A 20,716-nucleotide genomic window follows, 5' to 3' on the forward strand; every position below is an offset into this window, starting at 1 on the left:
ACTTTAGCAATCTAAAGAAATTTTTTTATTGTTCCCTATATTAAACTCCTTACCAAAAACATCAGATAAATCTATGCTTTCCCAAGAGAACCCACCATCTTCTTCTGATTTTTTACCAAAGTGTCCGTAACAGGCTGTGCGTTTATATATAGGACGGTTAAGCGATAAATGTTTGATGATACCTTTAGTTGATAAATCTATGTTATCTTCGATAAGCCTTTTAATCCTCTTCGCATCTACTGTATTTGTACCAAATGTGTCAATGTAGAATGAAGTAGGTTTTGATATGCCAATTGCATAAGAAAGCTGCACAAGACAGCGCTCAGCTAAACCTGTAAAGACAATATTTTTAGCAAGATATCTTGCCATATAAGCTGCAGATCTATCAACCTTTGTTGCATCTTTTCCAGAAAACGCTCCTCCACCATGCGGAATATAGCCTCCATAAGTATCAACCATAATTTTTCGTCCAGTTAAGCCACAATCACCAACTGGCCCACCAACAACAAATCTACCAGTTGGATTGACCAAGAAATTTTCCTCAGGACACATCCACCCTTTAGGCAAAGATGAAACTATGCAAGGGTAAATTATTTCTTTTACCTTTGATTGATCCAGATCTTCATGATGCTGTATCGAAACGACAATACTTTCAGCACGTACTGGCAGATTATTCTCATACGCCAAGGTGATTTGCGATTTTGCATCTGGACCAAGTTTTGCTTCTTTAGCTACACTCATAATGTTTTTCAAAATTAAGTGCGCATAAAAAATGGGCGCCGGCATGAGGCTTTCCGTTTCTGTTGTTGCATAGCCATACATTATGCCTTGGTCCCCTGCACCTTGATCTACCCCTATTGAGATGTCATTTGATTGTTCATGCAGCAATATATTTACTTTCACTTTTCCCCAATGAAAACCATTATGCTCGTAACCAATACCTTTTATTGTGCTGCGTACAATATTCTCAATTCTGCTATTTGCAATATTAGGTCCGAATACTTCCCCTGCTACAATAACATTATCTTTGGTAACCAAAGTCTCCACCGCAGTTCGTGACAAAGGATCAGTAAAAAGGTACTCATCAAGTATTGCATCTGAAATTTGATCTGCTACTTTGTCTGGGTGACCAGCTGCAACTGACTCACTGGTTACTAAATTTTTATGTAAATTCATGCTTTAGATTTACTTATATAATAAAAGCTAGTATAGAAAATATAGCTAGTAACTATTAAATGGTGGGCCTGGGAAGAGTTGAACTTCCGACCTCACGCTTATCAGACGTGCGCTCTAACCACCTGAGCTACAGACCCCTGATTCATTCAAGCTGAAACTTGCATATCACCCACAGGCACAATATCAATAAAGGTCTTTTTATTTGCTGATTTTCTAAATTTGACCCAGCCTTCTATCTTGGCAAAAATTGTATGATCCTTACCTATACCAACATTCCTTCCAGGATGAAATTTTGTCCCTCTTTGACGGACAATTATGTTACCAGGAATGACTTTTCCATTCTTTTTTATCCCTAACCTACGACCTGCGGAGTCTCTACCATTACAGGAACTACCACCAGATTTTTTAGTTGCCATATTTTACCCCTTACTTTTGAAGACTAATTTCATTGATACGAAGAACAGTTATATACTGCCTATGACCAGTTTTCCTACGGTAATTCTTTCTTCTCTTCTTTTTAAAAATTATAATTTTTTCCCCTCTGCATTGCTCAAGCACCTCAGCTTTAACAGTAGCATTAGGCGAATAAGACAAACCGTTATCTGAAAGGCAAACTACCTTATCGATCTCTACTTCCTTTCCTTCCTCAGCTTCTAGTTTTTCTACTTTTATTACACTACCTTTTTTTACTAAGTACTGCTTCCCACCTGTTTCGATCACCGCAAACATAACAAATATACACTTTCACTGTTAATTTTAATCGTAAAGGATGTCATATATGCTGTCAAGACAAATAATTTTCTCTTCTCAAGCTACATTAAACACTTTCAGTAGACACAGAAACTGCACCATAGGTTAAAAGTAATTCCTCAAGCTCATAGTGGTCAGCAGCAGCATAATCTAATACTGTCATTCCCCAATTATTTCTAGCATTAACATTTGCGTTGTGTTTTAGTAACACCTTAGCTATGTCAACTTTTCCCACCATAGCAGCAAAGTGGAGTGGTGTGTTGTCATATCTACCCTTAGCATTAACGTCAGCACCTTTTTCAATCAGATGTTCTACTATTGCTAAGTTTTTACACATAATAGCATAGTGCAATACTGCCATTCCCTTATTATTCTTAGTATTAACATCTGCATTGTGTTTTAGTAGCACTCTAGCTGTGCCAAATCTTCCCATCACAGTAGCAAAGTGTAGTGGGGTGTTACCATTTTTATCTTTAGCGTTAACATCAGCACCTTTTTCAATGAGGCATTCTGTCGTTTCTGTACTCCCACTTCTAGCAGCATAGTGCAGCGAAATTCTATTTTGTTCGTTCTTAACATTAACATCTACATTGTGTTCTAATAGTACCTGAGCTACGGCAACCCTGTTATCTAAGTGAAGAAGGTCGCCCTTCCTCACTCGACTTCAGAACCGTACTTGAGACTTTCACCTCATACGGCTCCTCTATAATTTGGTGCTTGTCATGCATACTTTTGTGTAATTCATCATGACAATGTCCATGCAACAAGGATAAATTTCTGTTCATATTATTGCGCCTATTACGGTCTTTATGATGTATCTCTAGAATATCCTCATTCTTAAACCAAAGTTGGCAATGACTACATTTACCTTGTTGCAATTTCAGTAATTTTATTACTCTTGGTCGCTTACCTGGAATTTTCTTTAGACGATTACCCCAATAAACCCAATCCCCATCATACGGAGATTTAGTTCCTTTCACTTTGACATGCCGTTTAATAGTATAATCTCCGTGCTTAGTAAGGTATATTTTGTTACTTGTCATAAACCTCCAATTATCGTTTTTATACTTTTTAAAGTATTTTCTTTTAATCCAGCTTCGTCCTTTGTTTTGGTGTCTAACAACTGCCCATTTCCAAAGCTTTCTAAACATTACACTACCCATCAAATTAAAGGTCTTATTCGAAACTACCGATAAGTAGTATTGGCTCCATCCTCTGATGATAGGATTGAGTTCTTTAATTACTACCTCTTGCATTGCTCCTCTTAATCCTCTAAGCTTGCGTTTAATAGTAATATTGTGCTGTTTTATAGATTCACGACTCGGTTTGATAAATAATTTGTAACCTTTCTTACTATTTCTTGTTCGATAATGTCTTATTGAAAAACCAAGAAAATTAAATCCTGGCTTTTCTCCACTTAGAGTGTGGGAAATCCTTGTTTTTGAGGGTTTTAATTCTAATCCGATGGTTTTTAGCCATTCTTCGATTAGTATTTTTGCCTTAAGGATGATTTCCTCACTCTCATGCATGACAACAAAATCATCAGCGTAAAAATTATACTGAGAGTTTGCTGTGCCCGTTGATGCGATGTTGTACCAAATTTTTTCTTTCTATATAGAAAAAGTTCACTCTTTAATGCTTCTTTAATATATTGTTCCAGACCATGTAGTGCTATACAAGCTAATAATGGAGAAATAGTCCCTCCTTGAATCGTACCACTTCTAGTTGGTTGGAGAGTTCTGTTTTCTACTACACCTGCTTTCAACCATCCTTTTATAATGCTTCTTAAAGTTGGTGTGGTATTGAGTTTTTCAAGCAACGCATAGTGTTTTATATTGTCGAAACATCCAGAAATATCAGCATCTAAACAATATGCTGTTTTCTGTTTGAGTGCACTGAATATGGCTTCAATAGCATCATGGCATGACCTACCAGGTCTAAAACCATATGTGTTCTGCTCAAATTTTGCTTCCCACTCCGGTTCTATCACCATTTTAACAAGTGTTTGTTTTGCTCGATCTGATATTGTGGGAATACCAAGTGAGCGATGCTCCGATGGCCTGCCAGGTTTTGGGATCAAGACCCGTCTTGATGGTTTTGCTTTTTCTCTTATGTCTAAAGAATTTGCTAATAACAATCTTTCTTTTTTACTAAGATTGGACTTTCCATCGACACCTGCAGTCTTTTTCCCTCTGTTGTCCTGAGTTACCTTTCTAACAGCGAGTATTTTTGCACTTGTTGATTTGAGTAATAACCTCTGAAGATTATGCATCTTTTTGATATCATTACATTGTGAAGCTCGATAAATTCGTTTTTGTAGCTTGAATGAAGATTTCTCCAGCTTACGCCAAGGAATTTCATTCCATTCATACCTAACTTTTTGTTGGTCCATAACATATACACTACTACTCACAACTTTACCTTCCAAATTACAGTGTTTACGTCTGCATATCCCAAATATTACTTTGGGCTTTAGCTTCTTAAACAATCCTTCCACATAAATGCTTGCGGCTGGCTACCTACTTATATCCGGATGAATATAAGAGCATTTATATGGTTACCCCGTTCCATGATTTTGTTTCCCGTTAGACTTAGATCCCTACTATTTACCGGAAGCTGAGAACACCTATAATTAAGGATCGGTACCCTTAATTCCTCTTTGCTTCATACCTTTTGGTCAATGCGTAATCAACCTTATTTCGCATATTAATCGTCACGATAATTCAAACATAGGTTCTTCTCATAATCATATCTAACTCTTTTTGCAGGGATTTACCATAAGGTTAGGTATTACCTGCTTTTGTCTCATGCTTGCACCTCAAAGGTTGCCACTCTCTGAAATGTGAGACATACTTTATCTCCGATGTCTAGAGAAGATGGAATTTAACCATCACAAAATCATGACTTCGGATCGCACACCCATCTCAATAGCAAGGTGTAGCGAAGTGTCGCCATCTTTATCCTTAGCATTAACATCTGCTTTGTATTTTAGTAGTATTTGTGCTATATTAGCTTTTCCTTTCTGAGCAGTTAAGTGAAGTGGAGTGTTGCCGTTCTTATCCTTAGTGTTGACATCAGTACCATTTTTAATAAGACATTTCACTATGTCTAATTCTCCACTCCAAGCAGCATAATGCAATGGAGTCCAACCATATTCGTCTTTAGCATTAACATTAGCACCTTCATTGATTAGGTATTCCACTACATCCCACTTTTCACTTTTGGCAGCACAATGTAATAGAGTCCAGCCATATTCGTCTTTAGCATTAATATTAGCACCTTTATCGATCAGGCATTTTACTATATCCAACTTTCCCCCCTCAACAGCATAGTACAATGGAATTCTGTTACTTCCATCCTTAGTATCAACATCAGCACCTTTGCTAGCCAGGCATTTCACCATATCCACACCTCCCATTCCAGCAGCATAATGCAATGGAGTAGCACCATATCCATTTTTAGCATTAATGATTTCATAAAGCTTATCTGGATGCTTTTCCTCTATATGTGTTAGTATGGCTTCAATTGCTTCATAATCATCACTTTCAGCAAGTAGATGTAAATTAGTATCCTTTATGGGCAAAATAACTTCAAATTCAGGATAGCGTTGATATACCCAAACAGGATTAAAATAAAAATCATCAATCAACCTACCATGCTTACTTGCATATTTCCAAATGGACGCAATATGAATCACACTGTATTGTGTTATATTACCAGTATTTGTTAAATCCAGAGCTTCTCTTAAGATTTCTTCTTCCTGTTTTACCTCACTATTTATCAATTCCAGAGCTCTTCTTAAGACTTCTTCTTCTCTGCCTTTCTCTTGCAATTCTAATCTCGTTACTTTCTGCACTAGTCTGTGAATGTTTGCCACTCCCTCTTTTAAGTCAATTATTGAATATCTATCAAGTAACTCAACAGCACTCCACAACTTTTCTTCATTATCGGTTACCAGCTTTGAAAAGATTTCTTCTATACAAATCTTGTCAGGAGCAAGATAAGCCATTACTTCTAGAACATTCAATGCTTCCGGCCCACATTCTTTTTGTGCTATAGCATCAATCGTAATTTTCCAAGTTATGAATGTTGTTTTAGTATAACGGTCACTTTTATATTTGGACTCAAAGTCGAGCAGTTTCTCTGCTTCTTCTTCATACTTCTTCAGATAATCACTAACACCAATTTTTTCTTTACCCCTATAACTCAGTGCAATATTTTTTTCGTTAATATATGCAACCGCTTGTCCCAAAGCTAATGGGAAATATTGTAGTTCCTGTGTTAGTTTTTTTATTTCTTCATCTTGTAAATTATCTATTATATTTAAAGCCCTCTTAACAAACTTTACAGCCTCCGTTTCCTTGAACACACCTAGCTGTATTGTTTTTATCCCTCCCTCGCTTTCTGCTATTCTCCAATTTTTATTACGAGAAGTAACTAGAACATAAGGTTTTTTATGTCTAGGATGTAAAGATGAAGGTAAAAACTTTTTAATGTCTTTATATCCCTCAGCATTATCAAAAATAAATAGGCTCTTCCTTCTCCTTCTTGCAAAGAAAGCATATATTTCTTCAACAATAGCTTCTATCGCCTTGTCCTTTTCGTGCTTATCTTTGGGGGAAATACCTACTCTCTTGTCTTCAGCTAGCCTCAAGAAAGAATTTCTCATATACTCAAAGTTTTCAGCATTTATCCATATAACATTGCCACCATAATACTTTCCATATTTGTAAGCATATTTCCTAGCTAACTCACTTTTTCCCACCCCTCCAAGACCACTAATAGTAGCAACCTGCGATATAACCGCTTGCCTGCCCGTGCTCCTTCGTAGTGCATCATGTAAGACTTTTAATTCACTACTTCTTCCAGTAAAAGATGCCACTGGCTCCATCATGCCAAACCAAATCTCTCCTAAAATTTCCTCTCTTATTTCTTCAAGTAGCGCTTTCGCTTGTTCGTATGATAGAAATCTCTCTCCTTTTTCTTCCATCAACTTCAGCACTTCTTCCTGGTAACGGCTGCAGAAGTGCTTCACATCGGTATTGCTGAATTCCTTGCAAAACTCACTTTTAATGATCTCACGCAGTTCAGTTCCGCTTGGCAAATTGACTGCAAATACTAATTTATTTAAAAAGTCTTCTATTTCTTCATCGCTGACTTCTCTACCTATCTCGTGCTTTATAAAATCCTTATTTTCCTGCAAGTATGAGATAATACTACTATCAAATTTATATCTTGTACCATTACCTATATCTAGAAACTCATCTTGTGTATCTACCCTTATAACTGAAATTTCCTTTCCTTCATTCTTTCCACTCGACATCATTCTCAGTTTTCTCACTCCGTGTTGTGTCGAATCTGCGAAATCAAAATCAGCATTTGTAACAATAACAAAATCTTCTATTCTACCCTCAAACTCTCCGTTACTTTTGATCTTCAAATAAGCAATGAGGTATTTTATTAAACCAAACGCACCACCCTTTCCTGGCGTTAATAAGTTACCTATGCTGATTTTTCTGTGCCTGTCCTCCTTATGCTTGATTTGTATAAATCTGTGTACTACTTTTCCGCCTTGTTCATAACAAAGAACAATATCATCAAAATCCTTAGCTGACTCCTTTTCTGTGAATAGGTGAAAAGAATATTCCCTATCTACTGCACGTTTAGAAAACAGCGCTAGCCATCTCAATTGGTACATAATACCAGGAAAGGTACATTTAACCACTGAGCAGGACGATCTTCTAGACACCCTGAGCCTCACATAATTTTAAAAATAGTACCAATAAATGGTAAAAGAGTAATAAACTTATATGTCATGATATATAGATATCGTAGCGTAGATCTGAGAATATCTACGAGATGTGCTGCAAATGCAAACAAAAAATACAGCTAACTACTCAACTTCTCACTCAAAATCGAATTTACAACATCAGGGCTGGCTTTTCCCTTAGTAGATCTCATGACTTCGCCGACGAAAAATCCGTATAGCTTTGTTTTACCGTTTTTGTATTCTTGAACTTTATCTTGGTTGTTATTGACGATTTTATCGATAATCCCTGATATTTGATCTTTATCGGTTACCTGCCTCAGGTCCTGCTCTTCTATAATGAGAGGCGCAGATTTGCCAGTTTCAAACATAATGTCAAAAACTTGCTTGCCAAGCTTAGCAGAAATCGTTCCATCAACGATAAAATCCAAGAGTTCCGACAAGGCATGTGCTCTGATCGGAGAGCTCGCAATATCAATACCTGCTTTATTCAAACGACCGAAAAGCTCTACAGTTAGCCAAGTAACAGCGAGCTTTGAATCGTGCTTTTTTATCAACTCCTCAAAGTAATCAGCAATTGCTTTATCAGAAGTAATAACATCTGCATCGTATTCACTGATACCCAAATCCTCGATGTATCGCAGCTTTTTTTGATCTGGCAACTCAGGCAAAGATGATTTAATAGAATCTATTTTGTCCTGGTTTATCTCAACAGGCAATAAATCAGGTTCTGGAAAATACCTATAGTCGCTTGCATCTTCTTTGTTTCGCATCACCTTTGTTTTTCCCAAAGCTACATCAAATAACAAGGTATCTTGACTTATCTCCCCTCCACTTTCCAAAATTTCAATCTGTCTTGGTATTTCATAGTCTATAGCTTGCGTAATATAACGTATTGAGTTTAGGTTTTTTATCTCACAACGAGTGCCAAATCCGCTACTGCCCTTTGGACGAACAGAAACATTTGCGTCACAACGAAGTGATCCTTTCTCCATATCACCATCACATGAACCAATGTACCGCAAAATCTGTCTCAATTTTTTCATAAATTCTGCAGCTTCCGCAGACGACCGAAGATCCGGTTCTGTAACGATTTCCATCAAAGTAACCCCTGCACGATTTAAATCTACGTAAGTTTTGCTATCTTCATGAATGCTTTTCCCTGCATCCTGCTCTAAATGAATTCTTGCGATTCTTATTTCTTTCGTATTATTGTTGATAAACACCCTGCCATTTTTAACTATCGGCTCAAAAAACTGAGTTATCTGGTAACCTTGCGGTAAATCAGGGTAAAAATAATTTTTCCGATCAAAGTAGGAAGACTTATTAATTTCTGCGGAAAGTGCAAGACCAGTGCGTATCGCCTGCTCTATGCAGTAATAGTTTAGTATTGGTAGTGTACCTGGCATTGCTGCGTCAACTAGAGAAACTTGAGTGTTATGCTCAACACCAAACTCAGTTGGTGAACTAGAAAATAGCTTCGCCTTAGAAGAAACTTGAGCGTGTACCTCAAGTCCAATTACCGCTTCCCAATCCTCTTTTGCCATGTATTTGATTTAAATAATAATCTTCATATTCTGCAAAATTAGTACAAAAAGTCAAAACAAAACTCATGTTTTTATATTTTTATCTTAATTTTTTAACCGATGGTTTAAGAGCAATGCATACCAAGAATATAAAAAACCACTTGACAGTTCCAAAAAGTCTGCTTACCATATGGTTGAAGCTATTTATTTATCTTCAGTCTGTGCAGATAAAATGACAAAAAACTCAATGTATTTGGCGTCTCATATTTAATTTTTTGCACTATGTGCACTTATGTCTTTAATAAACTTTCAAGGTTTTTACCTATATAAGCTAAAATGCGCTTGTTAAAGCGTTTAAAACAGTAAAAAACGCCGATTAAAAGATAGATAGTGAATAAATAGCTAACAGGGTTTCTTTTGCCTTTTTTCTGCTTAGTAAATTTCTTAACGTTTAAATTTAGATCAGTTGCGGTTTAAAAGCAGCGAGATTAGACGTTTAGAATAAAAAAACGCCAGTTTATAAAGTTAATATAAATAATTAGCCACCAACGGGCCTTCTTTTGCCTTTTTTTCTCATTTAGTAAATTTCTTAAACTCTGTCATTCCGGCGCTTGACGCTGGAATCCAGCCTTATTTTCATTTTTACGCAAAATCGAAAATAAGAGGTCTCTTATATTTATCCACGCAAATAGATAAGCCTTATTTTCATTTTTATATAGAATCGAAAATAAGAGATTTCTTATGTTCATCGAAGGGTGTCATTCCAGCGCGTGACGCTGGAATCCAGAGATTTTATAATGGACCATTTTGGAAATCTGGATCCCAGTGTCAAGCACTGGGATGACATTATTAAGTAGCACTGGAATAACAGACAAAGGGGTTACAGGGATGACACCCACAACCCTGTCATTACAACGTGTAATGTAGGTTTTTACCGTTGGCTAGTATTCTACTTGCAAAATTTGCACATATTATTTTACAATAATCATCAATAACATAAAACAATTCTGTTATATTCTATATGCATTGGGTGACCTCCTACCATCTCTAAAATACTGGAATTTATCCTCTTTCTCTTCTTTGCTCTATTTTCTTTCTAATCCATGGTTAGCCGTCTTTACGAGCTACTCTAAATGCTTCACGCATATTTAAATCTACAAATTTTGTACTAGGTTGAACTTGGAGATCACCTTGTTTTTTAATATGACAAATTGTCTGAGAACCATCTTTCCAGTGAATTATCACTCGATTATCAAAATTCCTTAGCGTTGCCTCAATCTCTTTACTATCTTTTCCCGCTAGCCTAATAGATTCTAACAAATAATATAAAAATTCACTTGGCTTGCCGTTGGTTTTCTCTCTCCACTGTTCTGTCTCTTTTAGCTCTGAGAGTTTTTCCTTTAATTTAATTTTCCTTCCTACTAATCTATTACTTTCCATCTGTAATGCCAGCTCCCTAACTTCTTCAAGTTGTTTTTCAACTCTGCTTTCTAATGAATTAGCGGTGGTATCTTCATTTTTGGAAGTAGAACTATCAGATGCAGTTGCCTGCCTTTGCCCACTATTTGTTAATTCTTGAGGTTGTTTATCCTGCTGTGGCAACAGTGACTGCTGCAGTGATTGCCACAGTGACTGCGGCCATTCCCATGTGCACGGGTTAAACTTATTCGCAGTGTTTTCCACAGCTTTTGCTGCGTTTTTAACGCCATTCATTGTATTCAACATTTCCTCTATAGTTTTTTTTATATTTTTCAACGCATCATTAAGCTCAGGACCTACACTTTTTAGAACGCTATCCTTAACTAACCTCAATATTTGTGATTGAAAATCGTCCTTCTCTTTACTCTCAAATTTATTTTCCATTACCGATATAACACTACCTTTTCTCCATGGAAGTAAAATATCTAAATTGCTGAAGTTCTGAACAAAATTATATGCATTATTTACTTCATTGCTTCTGAATTTACTGAGTGTTATGCATATACCAACGATAACAATAAAGCCTAATGCTGCAATGGAAGCCCATTCTTTCCAACCTTTGATGTAAGCAAAGCCAAATTTTGCCAATGCACAACCTATAATTAGGCTACTTAGTACATATGGCACAGTAAGCAAAATAATTTTATTTCTATTCTCTTTTCTTTTATTCTCTAATGTTTCTTCCTGTTTTTCAGAGATTGGCAAAATTATAGAAAAATTTTCTTTTTTGTTGCCTATGAGGCTCATGTCTGGAATAATTTCTACTGTCAGCGCATTCTGAACAATTTCACTTCTTCCACTAGTTTTTCCGCTTCTAATCTTTTCATCTATTGTACTATTACCATCTTTTAATTTCTCATCTTTTATTTCTTGTGTATATATACGCTTTATAACAAGAAAGGTTACCAAGGCTATCCCAAGCATAACAGAGGCAAGAATATAGGCTGGCATTATTTGTGAACTGAGAATATTTGTGATGAAACTCACATCATTACTAGTTATTATAACTGCAGCAACATAAGCTGAGGAGAATTGGAGCCAAGTATTTATGGCTACCGTAGGTAAAGTGTTATTTACAGAATATTTCTTTGTTGCACGCCATGCTTTAGCTGGAAAACCAGTTATTTGCTTTGTTCCAAAGTCTAAGTTTATATGAGCGCTATCTTTAATACCTGAGCTCATAAATCCCTACCTTACCTTAACTATTAATTACATATTAACTATTCTGTTCAATCAAGCTTATGTCAAGGCTTATTGGAACGCATAAAAATTGTAATCTTACCGAAAAAACTAATTATTACAAAAAACTAACCTAACCCAGAAAAGTAGAGAAAAAGTCAGGAACGCTTTTTACAGAGAGTACAACCCAGAGGTAGCCACTGTATTAAACAAATTTTAGTTCCATTTAAAATAACAAAACATTGAAATTTTAGCCGGATTAAACTTCTTTTACTAAAATTTAAGGACCGTTTTTGATTGTGAATGCTAGAATGATTTGCATCTCTTTTGATGTATTGCTTAATTTAATAGTATATATTCTTAATATCTCAAAAGCAGTGGCCACTTTTCAATACCACAAACCCCAGTGGCGGATTAGATTATAGATAAATTATTGAAAATCTTGTCTATTTTTCAACAATCTTGGTAAAACTAAAAAATGGTAATTTATTATTCTATCACATAAATTTAATTTTATTTAAAAAGGATAAGTTATTGAAATTCGTGAATCTTTACTAAATCGGTGAATTTCCTTCACCTTATTTGGTTAAGATTATCATATTTACTTTTAATAAATTATGTTGTATAATTTATTATATACTAAACGTTAGGGAATAACCATGACTCATGATTATGTTTTATCAACTTTACAAGCAATTGAAGAAAGTAATATTGAAAAGTTAAGAAGTCAGCTGGACGGCGGTCAAGAAGCTTTCAGTACACGTAACTATATCAATTTCCTGCATACTGCTTTAAAGCCACACAATCCTAGCTATAAGATCATAAATGAGATTATAAAATGGGCTAAAAATCACAAAAAAAAGCAAGAGCTGGCTGGGAAAAGCTCAGTATATAAAGTAGTTAACTCAAGATCCGATGATGGAACAGAAAGAACTCCTTTACAAATTGCTTTAGAGAAAAGTAACCCTAAGGAAAAGATTATAAAATTGCTTATAGATAACGGAGCTGATATTAGTGATCGTTACATTGGCCCAACAGATATAGCAAAACAAAGAATATTATCAAATAATTCTCTGCATATCGCTGCAAGAACAAGGAATGTTGGGATTTTCTTATTAATTTTTAAGAAAGGTATAGAAAACAATGTTAGTTTGCTTGAATACAATCATAATCGTGAAAATCCATTTCACATAGCAGCAAGGAATGGTACATTACCGGTTATAGTAGAAGGAATATTGGACTATTTACAGTCAACAACAAATGACGAAATTGGAAGACTAGAAAATTCCATTAAAGAAGATAAAAAAGGTATACAAGAGAATCAGAAAAAATTAAGAGAAGTAAAAGCAAAATTGGAGAGCAACAAAGATTATGTTAGAAATGCACTATATAGCAAATATGCATTAAATCAAGAAGGAAAGACTCCTCTTAGCTATATTAGTAATAGGGAGGAAAAAGAAAACATAAAAAAAGCTGTAGGAATAAAAGATAGGCTAGTATATCATAAAAAGCTTAACTTGTGTTTATATGCAGCAGGAGCCGTAGCTTGTATTGCTATTATATGCGGTTGTGCACTGTTATTTCCAACTTCTCAAGCTCTTGTGCTAGGAGCAATAGTTTCAATGTTTATGGGAAGAATTTTTCAATTATCACTTAAAGCATATAACGAAGCAAATAACCTGCGTGATGAATATACTAAAATGCGAGATATTGAAGTTACAGAGTCTCAAAATTTAGGCCTGCAATCTTGATATTGAACAGTAAAGGGTAGTAAAACTAGATTTTTTAGGAAGTATTCAGGTAGTGTTCAATAAACCACACGCATCAAGTTAAGATTGCAAGCGGGTTTAGAGAAAATTGAAGGCTAGTTTTGTAGTTCCTTATAGTCTGTCTCATAATAGTCCAAATAGGATAAAATTAAGCGGAGTTAAGTGTATATAGTCTAGCTATTGCAAGAAGGGTTATAAATCTTATTTTTCTAAATTTTATGGTATACTAAAGAAAAAATGACCGCCTGAGATGACCTAAGAAAGGAGGCTGGTTCTCACATCTTTTACAACCACCCCTAAAAAGCCTGAGAAATGAATCCATGAATTTAACTGCATAGAAGACCACAAATTTACTAGATTAGAGTAAATTTTATGCTAGTTGGTGACTTCTAACATATCAATGATTGTTTGACTAAATATTTGTACAGTTATTATTAAGATACTCTCTAATCTTTTTCAAATCTTCCCAAGCTAAACGTTTTTGTGCTGGCTGGCGAAGTAGGTAAGCTGGATGAAATATAGCGGCTGTAGTAATTGAATGAGGTAAATACTGGTTAGTATATGTATGAAACCTGCCACGCAGAGCTGATATAGTTTTTGTGCTATCAAGTAGACTGTAACACGCGATTCCTCCAACTAAAATTAAAATCTGTGGTGAAACCAGCGCAATATGTTTTTCGACGAATGGTCTACACATATCAAGCTCTAAGTCTGCCGGTTTTCTGTTGCCTGGTGGGCGCCAAAATACGGTGTTGCTTATGTATACTTTAGTTCGATCAAGATTTATTGCACCGAGCATTTTATCGAGTAATATCCCACTTGCACCACAAAACGGTATACCTTGCAGGTCTTCATTTGCTCCTGGAGCTTCACCAACAAGCATAATTTTTGCATTTGGATTGCCATCAGAAAAAACAGTATTGGTTGCAGTTTTTTTTATTTCGCAACCTTCAAATGACTTAACTGCGCTTCTCAGTTCATCAACGCTATTACATTTACTTGCGAGTTTTCTTGCTTCAATTATCCAGTCACTTGGAAACATAGATTGCTGTTCCTTTTTGGGAACTTCAGCCTGAATAGGAGGAAACTGCACAAGTTTGCTCTCTCTTTCCTCTTCCACCTCCTTTTTTTCTTCACCCTCTGTTAGCGTACAATCGACACCCTCTTCATGGTAAAATTTCAATAATTCTAGATCTTCATCACTCATAGTACCTCTTAACCTTTTGTGCCTTTTTCATGGCCATATCATACTTTAATTTAGACAAATGTCTAATGTATAATATACCATTTAAATGGTCTAGCTCGTGTTGAATACACCTTGCAAGCCAACCGCTAGCTTTTAGCATTTGACTCTCGTTATTTAAACCTCTGTATTTTACAGTTAAATACTTTGGGCGCCTAATTTCGTGATTTTGCTCTGGAATTGAAAGGCACCCTTCTTTAAGGACTACTTTTTCATCAGATAATTCTGTAATTTCAGAGTTAATCATGCAAAATTTGCCAGTTGATTCATACCCTGATGGCCCATCTTCAGTTTCTTCTAGCCGAACATCCATAACAAAAACTCTCTTTAGCACTCCAACTTGCACTGCAGCAAGACCAAGACCTTCTGCATCGTACATAGTTTCGAACATGTCGTTTACTAATTCTTTAATTTCATCGTTTATATCTGTTATTTCACTAGCGCGTGTAGTTAGCCTTTCATCAGGGGCAATTACAATTGGTAATTTAGACATAAAATTATAATTTTATGTTTTATTTTTTCCTTTGTCCAGTATTTGGGGTATAATAAAGTGTTGTTGTATTTTTATAATAGAAATATAAATTATTAAAAAGGCTACAATTCGAATGAAATTGTGTAATAAGGTCAACTAATGTACTCCGCAGTAATAGTAAAACCAAAGAGAAACGTTTTTGCTGTTATAGATATAGGTACAACAAAGATTATTTGTCTAATTGTTAAGATCAATGGCAATTTCAGTTATAAAATAACAGGAACAGGTTACAAAATTGCAGAGGGTGTAAACGGTGGGTCAATAACTGATGTAAAACATGCAAATTACTCTATCTTATCAACATTAGGTTTAGCCGAGCAGGTGTCAGAGGAAACTATAGACCAGATATATGTTAATATTGCTGGATGTGGGGTCTCATCTTTTAATGTACACAATGAAATCATTGCAGCCAACCATGAAATTTCTGATCGAGATATAAAGCGTGTAGTTTTTCAAACGTTTGAAAAATACATTGAAGAAAATGTTATTATTCATAATATACCCCTGAAATATCACTTAGACGACATGACCGATATAAAAGAGGTCAGCGGATTATATGGAAAAAGGTTATCTGCTGATGTTAATGTTGTTACTGCTTCGCGTCCAGCACTGACTAACATTGAAAATTGTATAACCAATAATGATGGGGTAAGTATGGCTGGTTGTATTGCTTCTGCGTATTCCGCAGGTCTTGCTTGTTTAAGTGAAGATGAAAAAGAGCTCGGAACCGCCATCGTTGATATAGGGGGTGGGTGTACTGCTATTGGAATTTTTAAAAGAGGAAAGCTTATATATGCAAGCAGCATTCCAATCGGTGGTGCTCATCTTACCCGAGATATAGCGTACGGGCTATGTACGAGCATAGAACATGCAGAACGTATAAAAATACTGTATGGTAACACTATTGTCACTTCAATAGATGAAAACGAGTACATTACAGTGCAAAATAATGAGAATGATGAATCCACTCAAATGCTCAAGTCTGAGCTTGTTGATATTATAAGGCCAAGGGTTGAGGAAATACTTGAACTGGTAAAAGAGCAATTTCAGGATCAGAAAGACCCAATTAATAAAGTAGTTATCACAGGAGGCACCAGCCGACTTACAGGCATGAAAGAGATTGCAAGCTATATATTCAATAAACAAGTTCGTATTGGGTATCCTGAGTCTTGTAGTGGTCTTGATGGCGAATACGATAAAAACCCTGTATTCTCTGCTGCCATAGGCTCTATAAAGCTCATAATTGACACTTTCTATAAAAGTAATTCTGGAATGCTCGGTCATGATGGCAAGATAAGTAAATTATACCACTGGGTAAAATCAAAGGTCACAGTCTAGTGACTTTTCCAAGAAAAAGTGGAAAAAAAGTTTAGTACGCTTTTATAGAGAAACGCAATTACATACACCATTGCGTGCAGCAACGGTGTATGTGTATGGGCAGTTAATGATTCCCAACGTTCTGGCTAGCGCTCTGACCAATATTCTCAAGATGATTGGATGTGTTAGTATCGCCCATAGAAGAAAAAGGAGGTGAAACAGTCTTGTTCTTTTGCACGAAACTTTCGGCAGCTTCAACAACCTTACTTATACGTGGTTCTTTCTTTAGTTCTTCACAGTGTTTTAGAAAAATTTCACAACTTTTATCATCCATATGCACCATTATTTTACCAAAGCCTGAAGAATTTTCAGACAACAAAATCATTTCAATTTTTTCACTATCACCTACTTCAAAAGCCATCTGAAGTGCACCTTTCATATCGCAATATTGTCCATTTTTTGTTCGGATTATATCATCTCCTTTCCCAATCTTTAATGCTCCATATAAATTTTCGAATTCTGGATTGCTCAAAAATTTCGCAGGAGTTATAACACTCTCCTCTGGGCACTCTACACAAAAAAATCCATTATCCCTTTCTACTGCAACATCTTCTTTCTTACCTTTTTCAATACTATTGCATACAATTTGTTTTAGACGTGACAAGTAATCTTCATGTTTTTTCGTTGTATCTTCTGGCAATAATTTCAACATTTCTTTGCTTACATAACTACCTTTTGAAACGAGGTCATATATTTCTGACCAAACAGGTTCTAGTTTACGTTTGTCATCTCCCTTGATGTTATCGTCTTTGTTTGTGAGATGGTTAAGCCTATATATCAAACTATCCATTATTGCTGACCCTCTTCCGGGATTAAGTGGCACGCTAAGTATGACCTTCTTCTCTTTTGCCCTTCTTACAGATTTTAGCCATTCACTTGCTACATTTGCTACAGCCTCACCTATAGGCAATTCTTCTGCATCATTATATGAATTATGAGCCTGAGATATTTCACGCGATATAGCTGAGATATCTTGCTTCATACGTTCATCGATACATTTCTGCATTAACGTGTTTGATTGCAAATTCCCCGTTTCTTTTGGATGTTCTATTTTATATGGGTATCCTAATTGTTCTAATTTTTTCGAATCGGCTGTTTTGATGTGCTCTAAAATTGGCATAATCACCCCCTGTATTTTTCATAATAAAATCAAGATAAAAAATTCTAATTTTATGATATTGATATAATCTACAAAGTCAATAGTTAAATTGAAAAATTTTGATTACAATTTACTTCATACAGAACATGTTCTTAAATTATGCTAAAAATCGCTATAGTAGGCCTGCCAAATGCTGGTAAATCAACCCTATTTAATAGGCTGGTGGGAAGAAAAGCAGCAGTAGTTAGTAACACTCCCGGAGTAACAAGAGATAGACGTGAGGGAATCGGAAGAATTAGTGATTTGGAATTCAAAATTATAGACACAGGAGGATGGAACGACCAAACTAATTTCTCATTACAAGTTGTTGAGCAAATAGAGACTTCTTTATTAAGTGTAGATATAATTTTCTTTCTTGTTGATGCAAAAGTCCAGAATGAGCAGAACAAAGAATTTGCAAAGTGGCTAAAGAGGAAGACAAACAAACCTGTGATACTCATAGCAAATAAATGTGAGAGTCATAAATCAGAAAATGTTGATTACCTGCAGTTTTTTGACTTTATAGGTCCAGTATACATCTCAGCTGAACATAATCTTGGCATGGTTGATCTTTATGATGCATTAGCTAAAATTATTGGGGATCTAGATGAGGGCACTGAACTACTGGATAATGAATCCAGTCAGCTTCGAATTGCAGTCATCGGCCGCCCAAACGTTGGAAAGTCAACTTTTTTAAATAGTTTAATCGAAGAAAATAGGCTAATAACAAGTTCAGAACCAGGTACCACACGTGACTCTGTGGATATTACATACGATCATGGTGGAAAGCTAATTACTCTGATTGACACTGCCGGAATCCGTAGAAAGGCGAATGTTACAGATGACTTAGAATCAAGATTTGTTGAGAAGAGCATGGAATCAATAAAACGCTCTCACGTGATAGTTTTAATGTTGGACTCCCTTGTGGGTATTGAGCAACAGGATTTATCAATCGGTGAAGCTGCAATCAAAGGAGGAAAGGGAATTATCATTGTCCTAAATAAGTGGGACTTAATAAATAAAGATGACAGGAGCAAGTTGATAAAATTTGTAAAACAACAGGAAGTAACTCGGTTATTTTTGGAAGTGCCAACTATAACGATTTCTGCGTTGAAAGGCATGCGCTGTAGTGATGTGATAGACAAGTGTCTTGAAGTAAACGAATCCTTAAGCAGGAAAATCAGTACTGCAAAATTAAATAAGTGGCTAATTGATGTTTTAGATAGACATCCTCACCCGCTTGTCAAAGGCAGAGCAATTAAAATGAAGTATATTGCTCAAATTGGCACTAAACCTCCGGCTTTTTCCTTAATATGCAATATGCCTGAAAGTGTTGATGAAAGTTATAAACGCTATTTAGTTAATGACCTAAGAAAAAACTTCTTTGCTGAAGGCGTGCCAGTTAGATTGCTTTTGAGGAAGAATAAAAATCCCTATGTAAAATGAGTGCTTTGCTTTATACTTTAAGAAGTCTGTGTAATAGTTAACTTAAAAATCATGCATAGTAACTCCCAAGCTTCTACAATCTTCCTGCTTTCAAGCGCTGTTGCTCTAATTTTTGCATATGTGCTAGAGTATTTTTTCAATATGCTACCATGCAAGCTATGTGTATATGAGCGGGTGGTTTACTATACTGCAGGGCTACTTGCAGTGGCACACATGATCAAAGACAACAAAATTTTAGTCTATGCAATGTTTTGCAGTTATTTCATCGGTGCGATAATATCTTTTTATCATGTAGGCCTTGAACTTCACTTGTTTCATGATATTTTGGGCTGTACAGAGCAGGCAAGTGGTAACGTTAGTGTAGAGGAGCTGAGAAATAATCTATTGAATCCTGATTACTCTCCATCTTGTGATAGACCTCATTATGTTCTGGGTGTCTCCTTAGCAACATGGAATCTTATTTATCTTATAGCAGCTCTGTTTTTATCAAGTAAAATATACTGCGGGAGAAGAAAGAGATCTTAAAATGCGATGGTAGTAAGTTTGTAGACATGTATTCTGATATAGATTTTTTCTAATATACTAGTGTTGACCTTATCTAGCATAGCAGTTGTTATAAATACAGGACTTATTCAGCATTCACAAACAAGTCTTATTACCCTAAAAAGTATGCTATTTAATATGGTTTGAGTTATATTAAACAAATTTATGTGGCATATAGCCCCGTTTTTTATATTACTAGCAATATTGATAGGCTGTGGCCTGCAAAAGCCTGCACCTGTGCTGCTTAAAGGTGAGGAGTTTTACGGAAAGAGGGACCTAGAGTATACAAGGGAATACAATTTGATTAGAGAGGATGTTCATTCTTCAATACGAAAAAAAAGTAGGAAAGTTGTTGTAAATGAGGTATATAATGATGGCACACAAAATTTAGAAATCGATAAGGTAAGCTGTAACTTTGTAATGCCAGTAAAAGGTACTATTATTTCAGCTACCTCTTCTGATGAAGTATGTAAAGATGGAGTGAAAATTGCTGCTCAAGGCGGAACAAGTGTGGTTGCTTCTGCACCTGGTAAAGTGATATATGTAGGCAAAGGGCTGAGGTGGTATGGAAATTTAATTATAGTAGAGCACGAAGATAATTATATGACTGTGTACTCCTATTTAAAAAACATACACATTAAAATTGGCGACAAGGTAAAACAAGGCCAAGTAATCGGTTCTGCAGGTAAATCAAGCACACAAGATAAAGATCCGCAGATGTGCTTCACAATACGGCATAATGGCCAAGTGGTTGATCCTTTGAAGCATATGAACTGTAATTGAATTTGGAT

Annotated in this window: 19 protein-coding genes and 1 tRNA gene; 5 read left to right on the forward strand and 15 right to left on the reverse strand. The window is 35.7% G+C overall.

The annotated features are described in order from the left end of the window. Positions 1–3 precede the first annotated feature (3 nt). The 12 genes from metK to HF196_RS00150 form a co-directional block, all read right to left on the reverse strand. Positions 4–1,176, reverse strand: coding sequence for a methionine adenosyltransferase (metK, locus tag HF196_RS00100; protein WP_168455282.1), 1,173 nt, complete (start codon positions 1,174–1,176; stop codon positions 4–6). Between the two features lie 60 nt (positions 1,177–1,236). Next, positions 1,237–1,313: transfer RNA gene (locus tag HF196_RS00105), tRNA-Ile, on the reverse strand. A 9-nt stretch (positions 1,314–1,322) separates the two neighbouring features. Further along, positions 1,323–1,592, reverse strand: coding sequence for a 50S ribosomal protein L27 (gene rpmA / locus HF196_RS00110; RefSeq protein ID WP_168455283.1), 270 nt, complete (start codon positions 1,590–1,592; stop codon positions 1,323–1,325). Between the two features lie 10 nt (positions 1,593–1,602). After that, entirely contained in the window at positions 1,603–1,905 is a 303-nt protein-coding gene (gene rplU / locus HF196_RS00115) for a 50S ribosomal protein L21 (protein WP_168455284.1), read from the reverse strand. Positions 1,906–1,993: 88 nt separating this feature from the next. After that, positions 1,994–2,584 (reverse strand): ankyrin repeat domain-containing protein, encoded by a 591-nt coding sequence (locus HF196_RS00120; protein WP_168455285.1) that lies wholly within the window; start codon positions 2,582–2,584, stop codon positions 1,994–1,996. Next, a complete protein-coding gene (locus HF196_RS05825; RefSeq protein ID WP_218938839.1) occupies positions 2,553–3,455 on the reverse strand; it encodes a group II intron maturase-specific domain-containing protein in 903 nt (300 codons plus the stop codon). Before HF196_RS05825 ends, HF196_RS00120 begins: the two co-directional genes overlap by 32 nt. Beyond that, positions 3,413–4,339, reverse strand: a complete 927-nt coding sequence (locus HF196_RS05830; RefSeq protein ID WP_218938840.1) for a reverse transcriptase N-terminal domain-containing protein — start codon at positions 4,337–4,339, stop codon at positions 3,413–3,415. The genes HF196_RS05825 and HF196_RS05830 overlap by 43 nt, the downstream gene beginning before the upstream one ends. Before the next feature lie 477 nt (positions 4,340–4,816). Beyond that, the gene (locus HF196_RS00130) at positions 4,817–7,675 is read right to left on the reverse strand and encodes an ankyrin repeat domain-containing protein (RefSeq protein ID WP_168455286.1); all 2,859 of its coding nucleotides are present in this window, start codon (positions 7,673–7,675) and stop codon (positions 4,817–4,819) included. Between the two features lie 140 nt (positions 7,676–7,815). Further along, positions 7,816–9,240: an Asp-tRNA(Asn)/Glu-tRNA(Gln) amidotransferase subunit GatB gene (gene gatB, locus HF196_RS00135; protein WP_168455287.1), complete on the reverse strand. Its 1,425-nt coding sequence runs from the start codon at positions 9,238–9,240 to the stop codon at positions 7,816–7,818. 578 nt (positions 9,241–9,818) lie between these two features. Next, the gene (locus HF196_RS00140) at positions 9,819–9,968 is read right to left on the reverse strand and encodes a hypothetical protein (RefSeq protein ID WP_168455288.1); all 150 of its coding nucleotides are present in this window, start codon (positions 9,966–9,968) and stop codon (positions 9,819–9,821) included. Between the two features lie 9 nt (positions 9,969–9,977). Continuing rightward, positions 9,978–10,118: a hypothetical protein gene (locus HF196_RS00145; RefSeq protein WP_168455255.1), complete on the reverse strand. Its 141-nt coding sequence runs from the start codon at positions 10,116–10,118 to the stop codon at positions 9,978–9,980. Between the two features lie 208 nt (positions 10,119–10,326). Beyond that, complete coding sequence (locus tag HF196_RS00150; protein ID WP_168455289.1) at positions 10,327–11,880, reverse strand: hypothetical protein; 1,554 nt, start codon at positions 11,878–11,880, stop codon at positions 10,327–10,329. 656 nt (positions 11,881–12,536) lie between these two features. On the opposite strand from HF196_RS00150, the gene HF196_RS00155 reads away from it, so the two are divergent. Continuing rightward, positions 12,537–13,628, forward strand: coding sequence for an ankyrin repeat domain-containing protein (locus HF196_RS00155; protein ID WP_168455290.1), 1,092 nt, complete (start codon positions 12,537–12,539; stop codon positions 13,626–13,628). Positions 13,629–14,058: 430 nt separating this feature from the next. Here HF196_RS00155 and HF196_RS00160 read toward each other — a convergent pair whose 3' ends face one another. Then, positions 14,059–14,853, reverse strand: a complete 795-nt coding sequence (locus HF196_RS00160) for a uracil-DNA glycosylase (protein WP_168455291.1) — start codon at positions 14,851–14,853, stop codon at positions 14,059–14,061. Further along, a complete protein-coding gene (def, locus tag HF196_RS00165) occupies positions 14,846–15,382 on the reverse strand; it encodes a peptide deformylase (protein ID WP_168455292.1) in 537 nt (178 codons plus the stop codon). Before def ends, HF196_RS00160 begins: the two co-directional genes overlap by 8 nt. Before the next feature lie 138 nt (positions 15,383–15,520). Between def and ftsA the strand changes: the two genes are divergently transcribed. Further along, the gene (ftsA, locus tag HF196_RS00170; RefSeq protein WP_168455293.1) at positions 15,521–16,759 is read left to right on the forward strand and encodes a cell division protein FtsA; all 1,239 of its coding nucleotides are present in this window, start codon (positions 15,521–15,523) and stop codon (positions 16,757–16,759) included. Between the two features lie 103 nt (positions 16,760–16,862). On the opposite strand, the gene HF196_RS05835 is transcribed toward ftsA, so the two are convergent. Next, positions 16,863–17,918 carry a hypothetical protein gene (locus tag HF196_RS05835; RefSeq protein ID WP_246198560.1) on the reverse strand — a complete coding sequence of 352 codons (1,056 nt, stop codon included), beginning with the start codon at positions 17,916–17,918 and terminating at the stop codon, positions 16,863–16,865. A gap of 138 nt (positions 17,919–18,056) precedes the next feature. Here HF196_RS05835 and der point away from each other — a divergent pair, with 138 nt between their 5' ends. The 3 genes from der (at position 18,057) to HF196_RS00190 (ending at position 20,708) form a co-directional block, all read left to right on the forward strand. Beyond that, positions 18,057–19,382 carry a ribosome biogenesis GTPase Der gene (gene der, locus HF196_RS00180; RefSeq protein ID WP_168455294.1) on the forward strand — a complete coding sequence of 442 codons (1,326 nt, stop codon included), beginning with the start codon at positions 18,057–18,059 and terminating at the stop codon, positions 19,380–19,382. 51 nt (positions 19,383–19,433) lie between these two features. Then, on the forward strand, positions 19,434–19,907 hold the full coding sequence (locus HF196_RS00185) for a disulfide bond formation protein B (RefSeq protein ID WP_168455295.1): 474 nt from the start codon (positions 19,434–19,436) through the stop codon (positions 19,905–19,907). A 183-nt stretch (positions 19,908–20,090) separates the two neighbouring features. Then, positions 20,091–20,708 carry a murein hydrolase activator EnvC family protein gene (locus HF196_RS00190; RefSeq protein WP_168455296.1) on the forward strand — a complete coding sequence of 206 codons (618 nt, stop codon included), beginning with the start codon at positions 20,091–20,093 and terminating at the stop codon, positions 20,706–20,708. Positions 20,709–20,716 lie beyond the last annotated feature (8 nt).

It is taken from the genome of Wolbachia endosymbiont of Ctenocephalides felis wCfeJ, from assembly GCF_012277315.1.
In the GTDB taxonomy this organism is placed as follows: Bacteria; Pseudomonadota; Alphaproteobacteria; order Rickettsiales; family Anaplasmataceae; genus Wolbachia.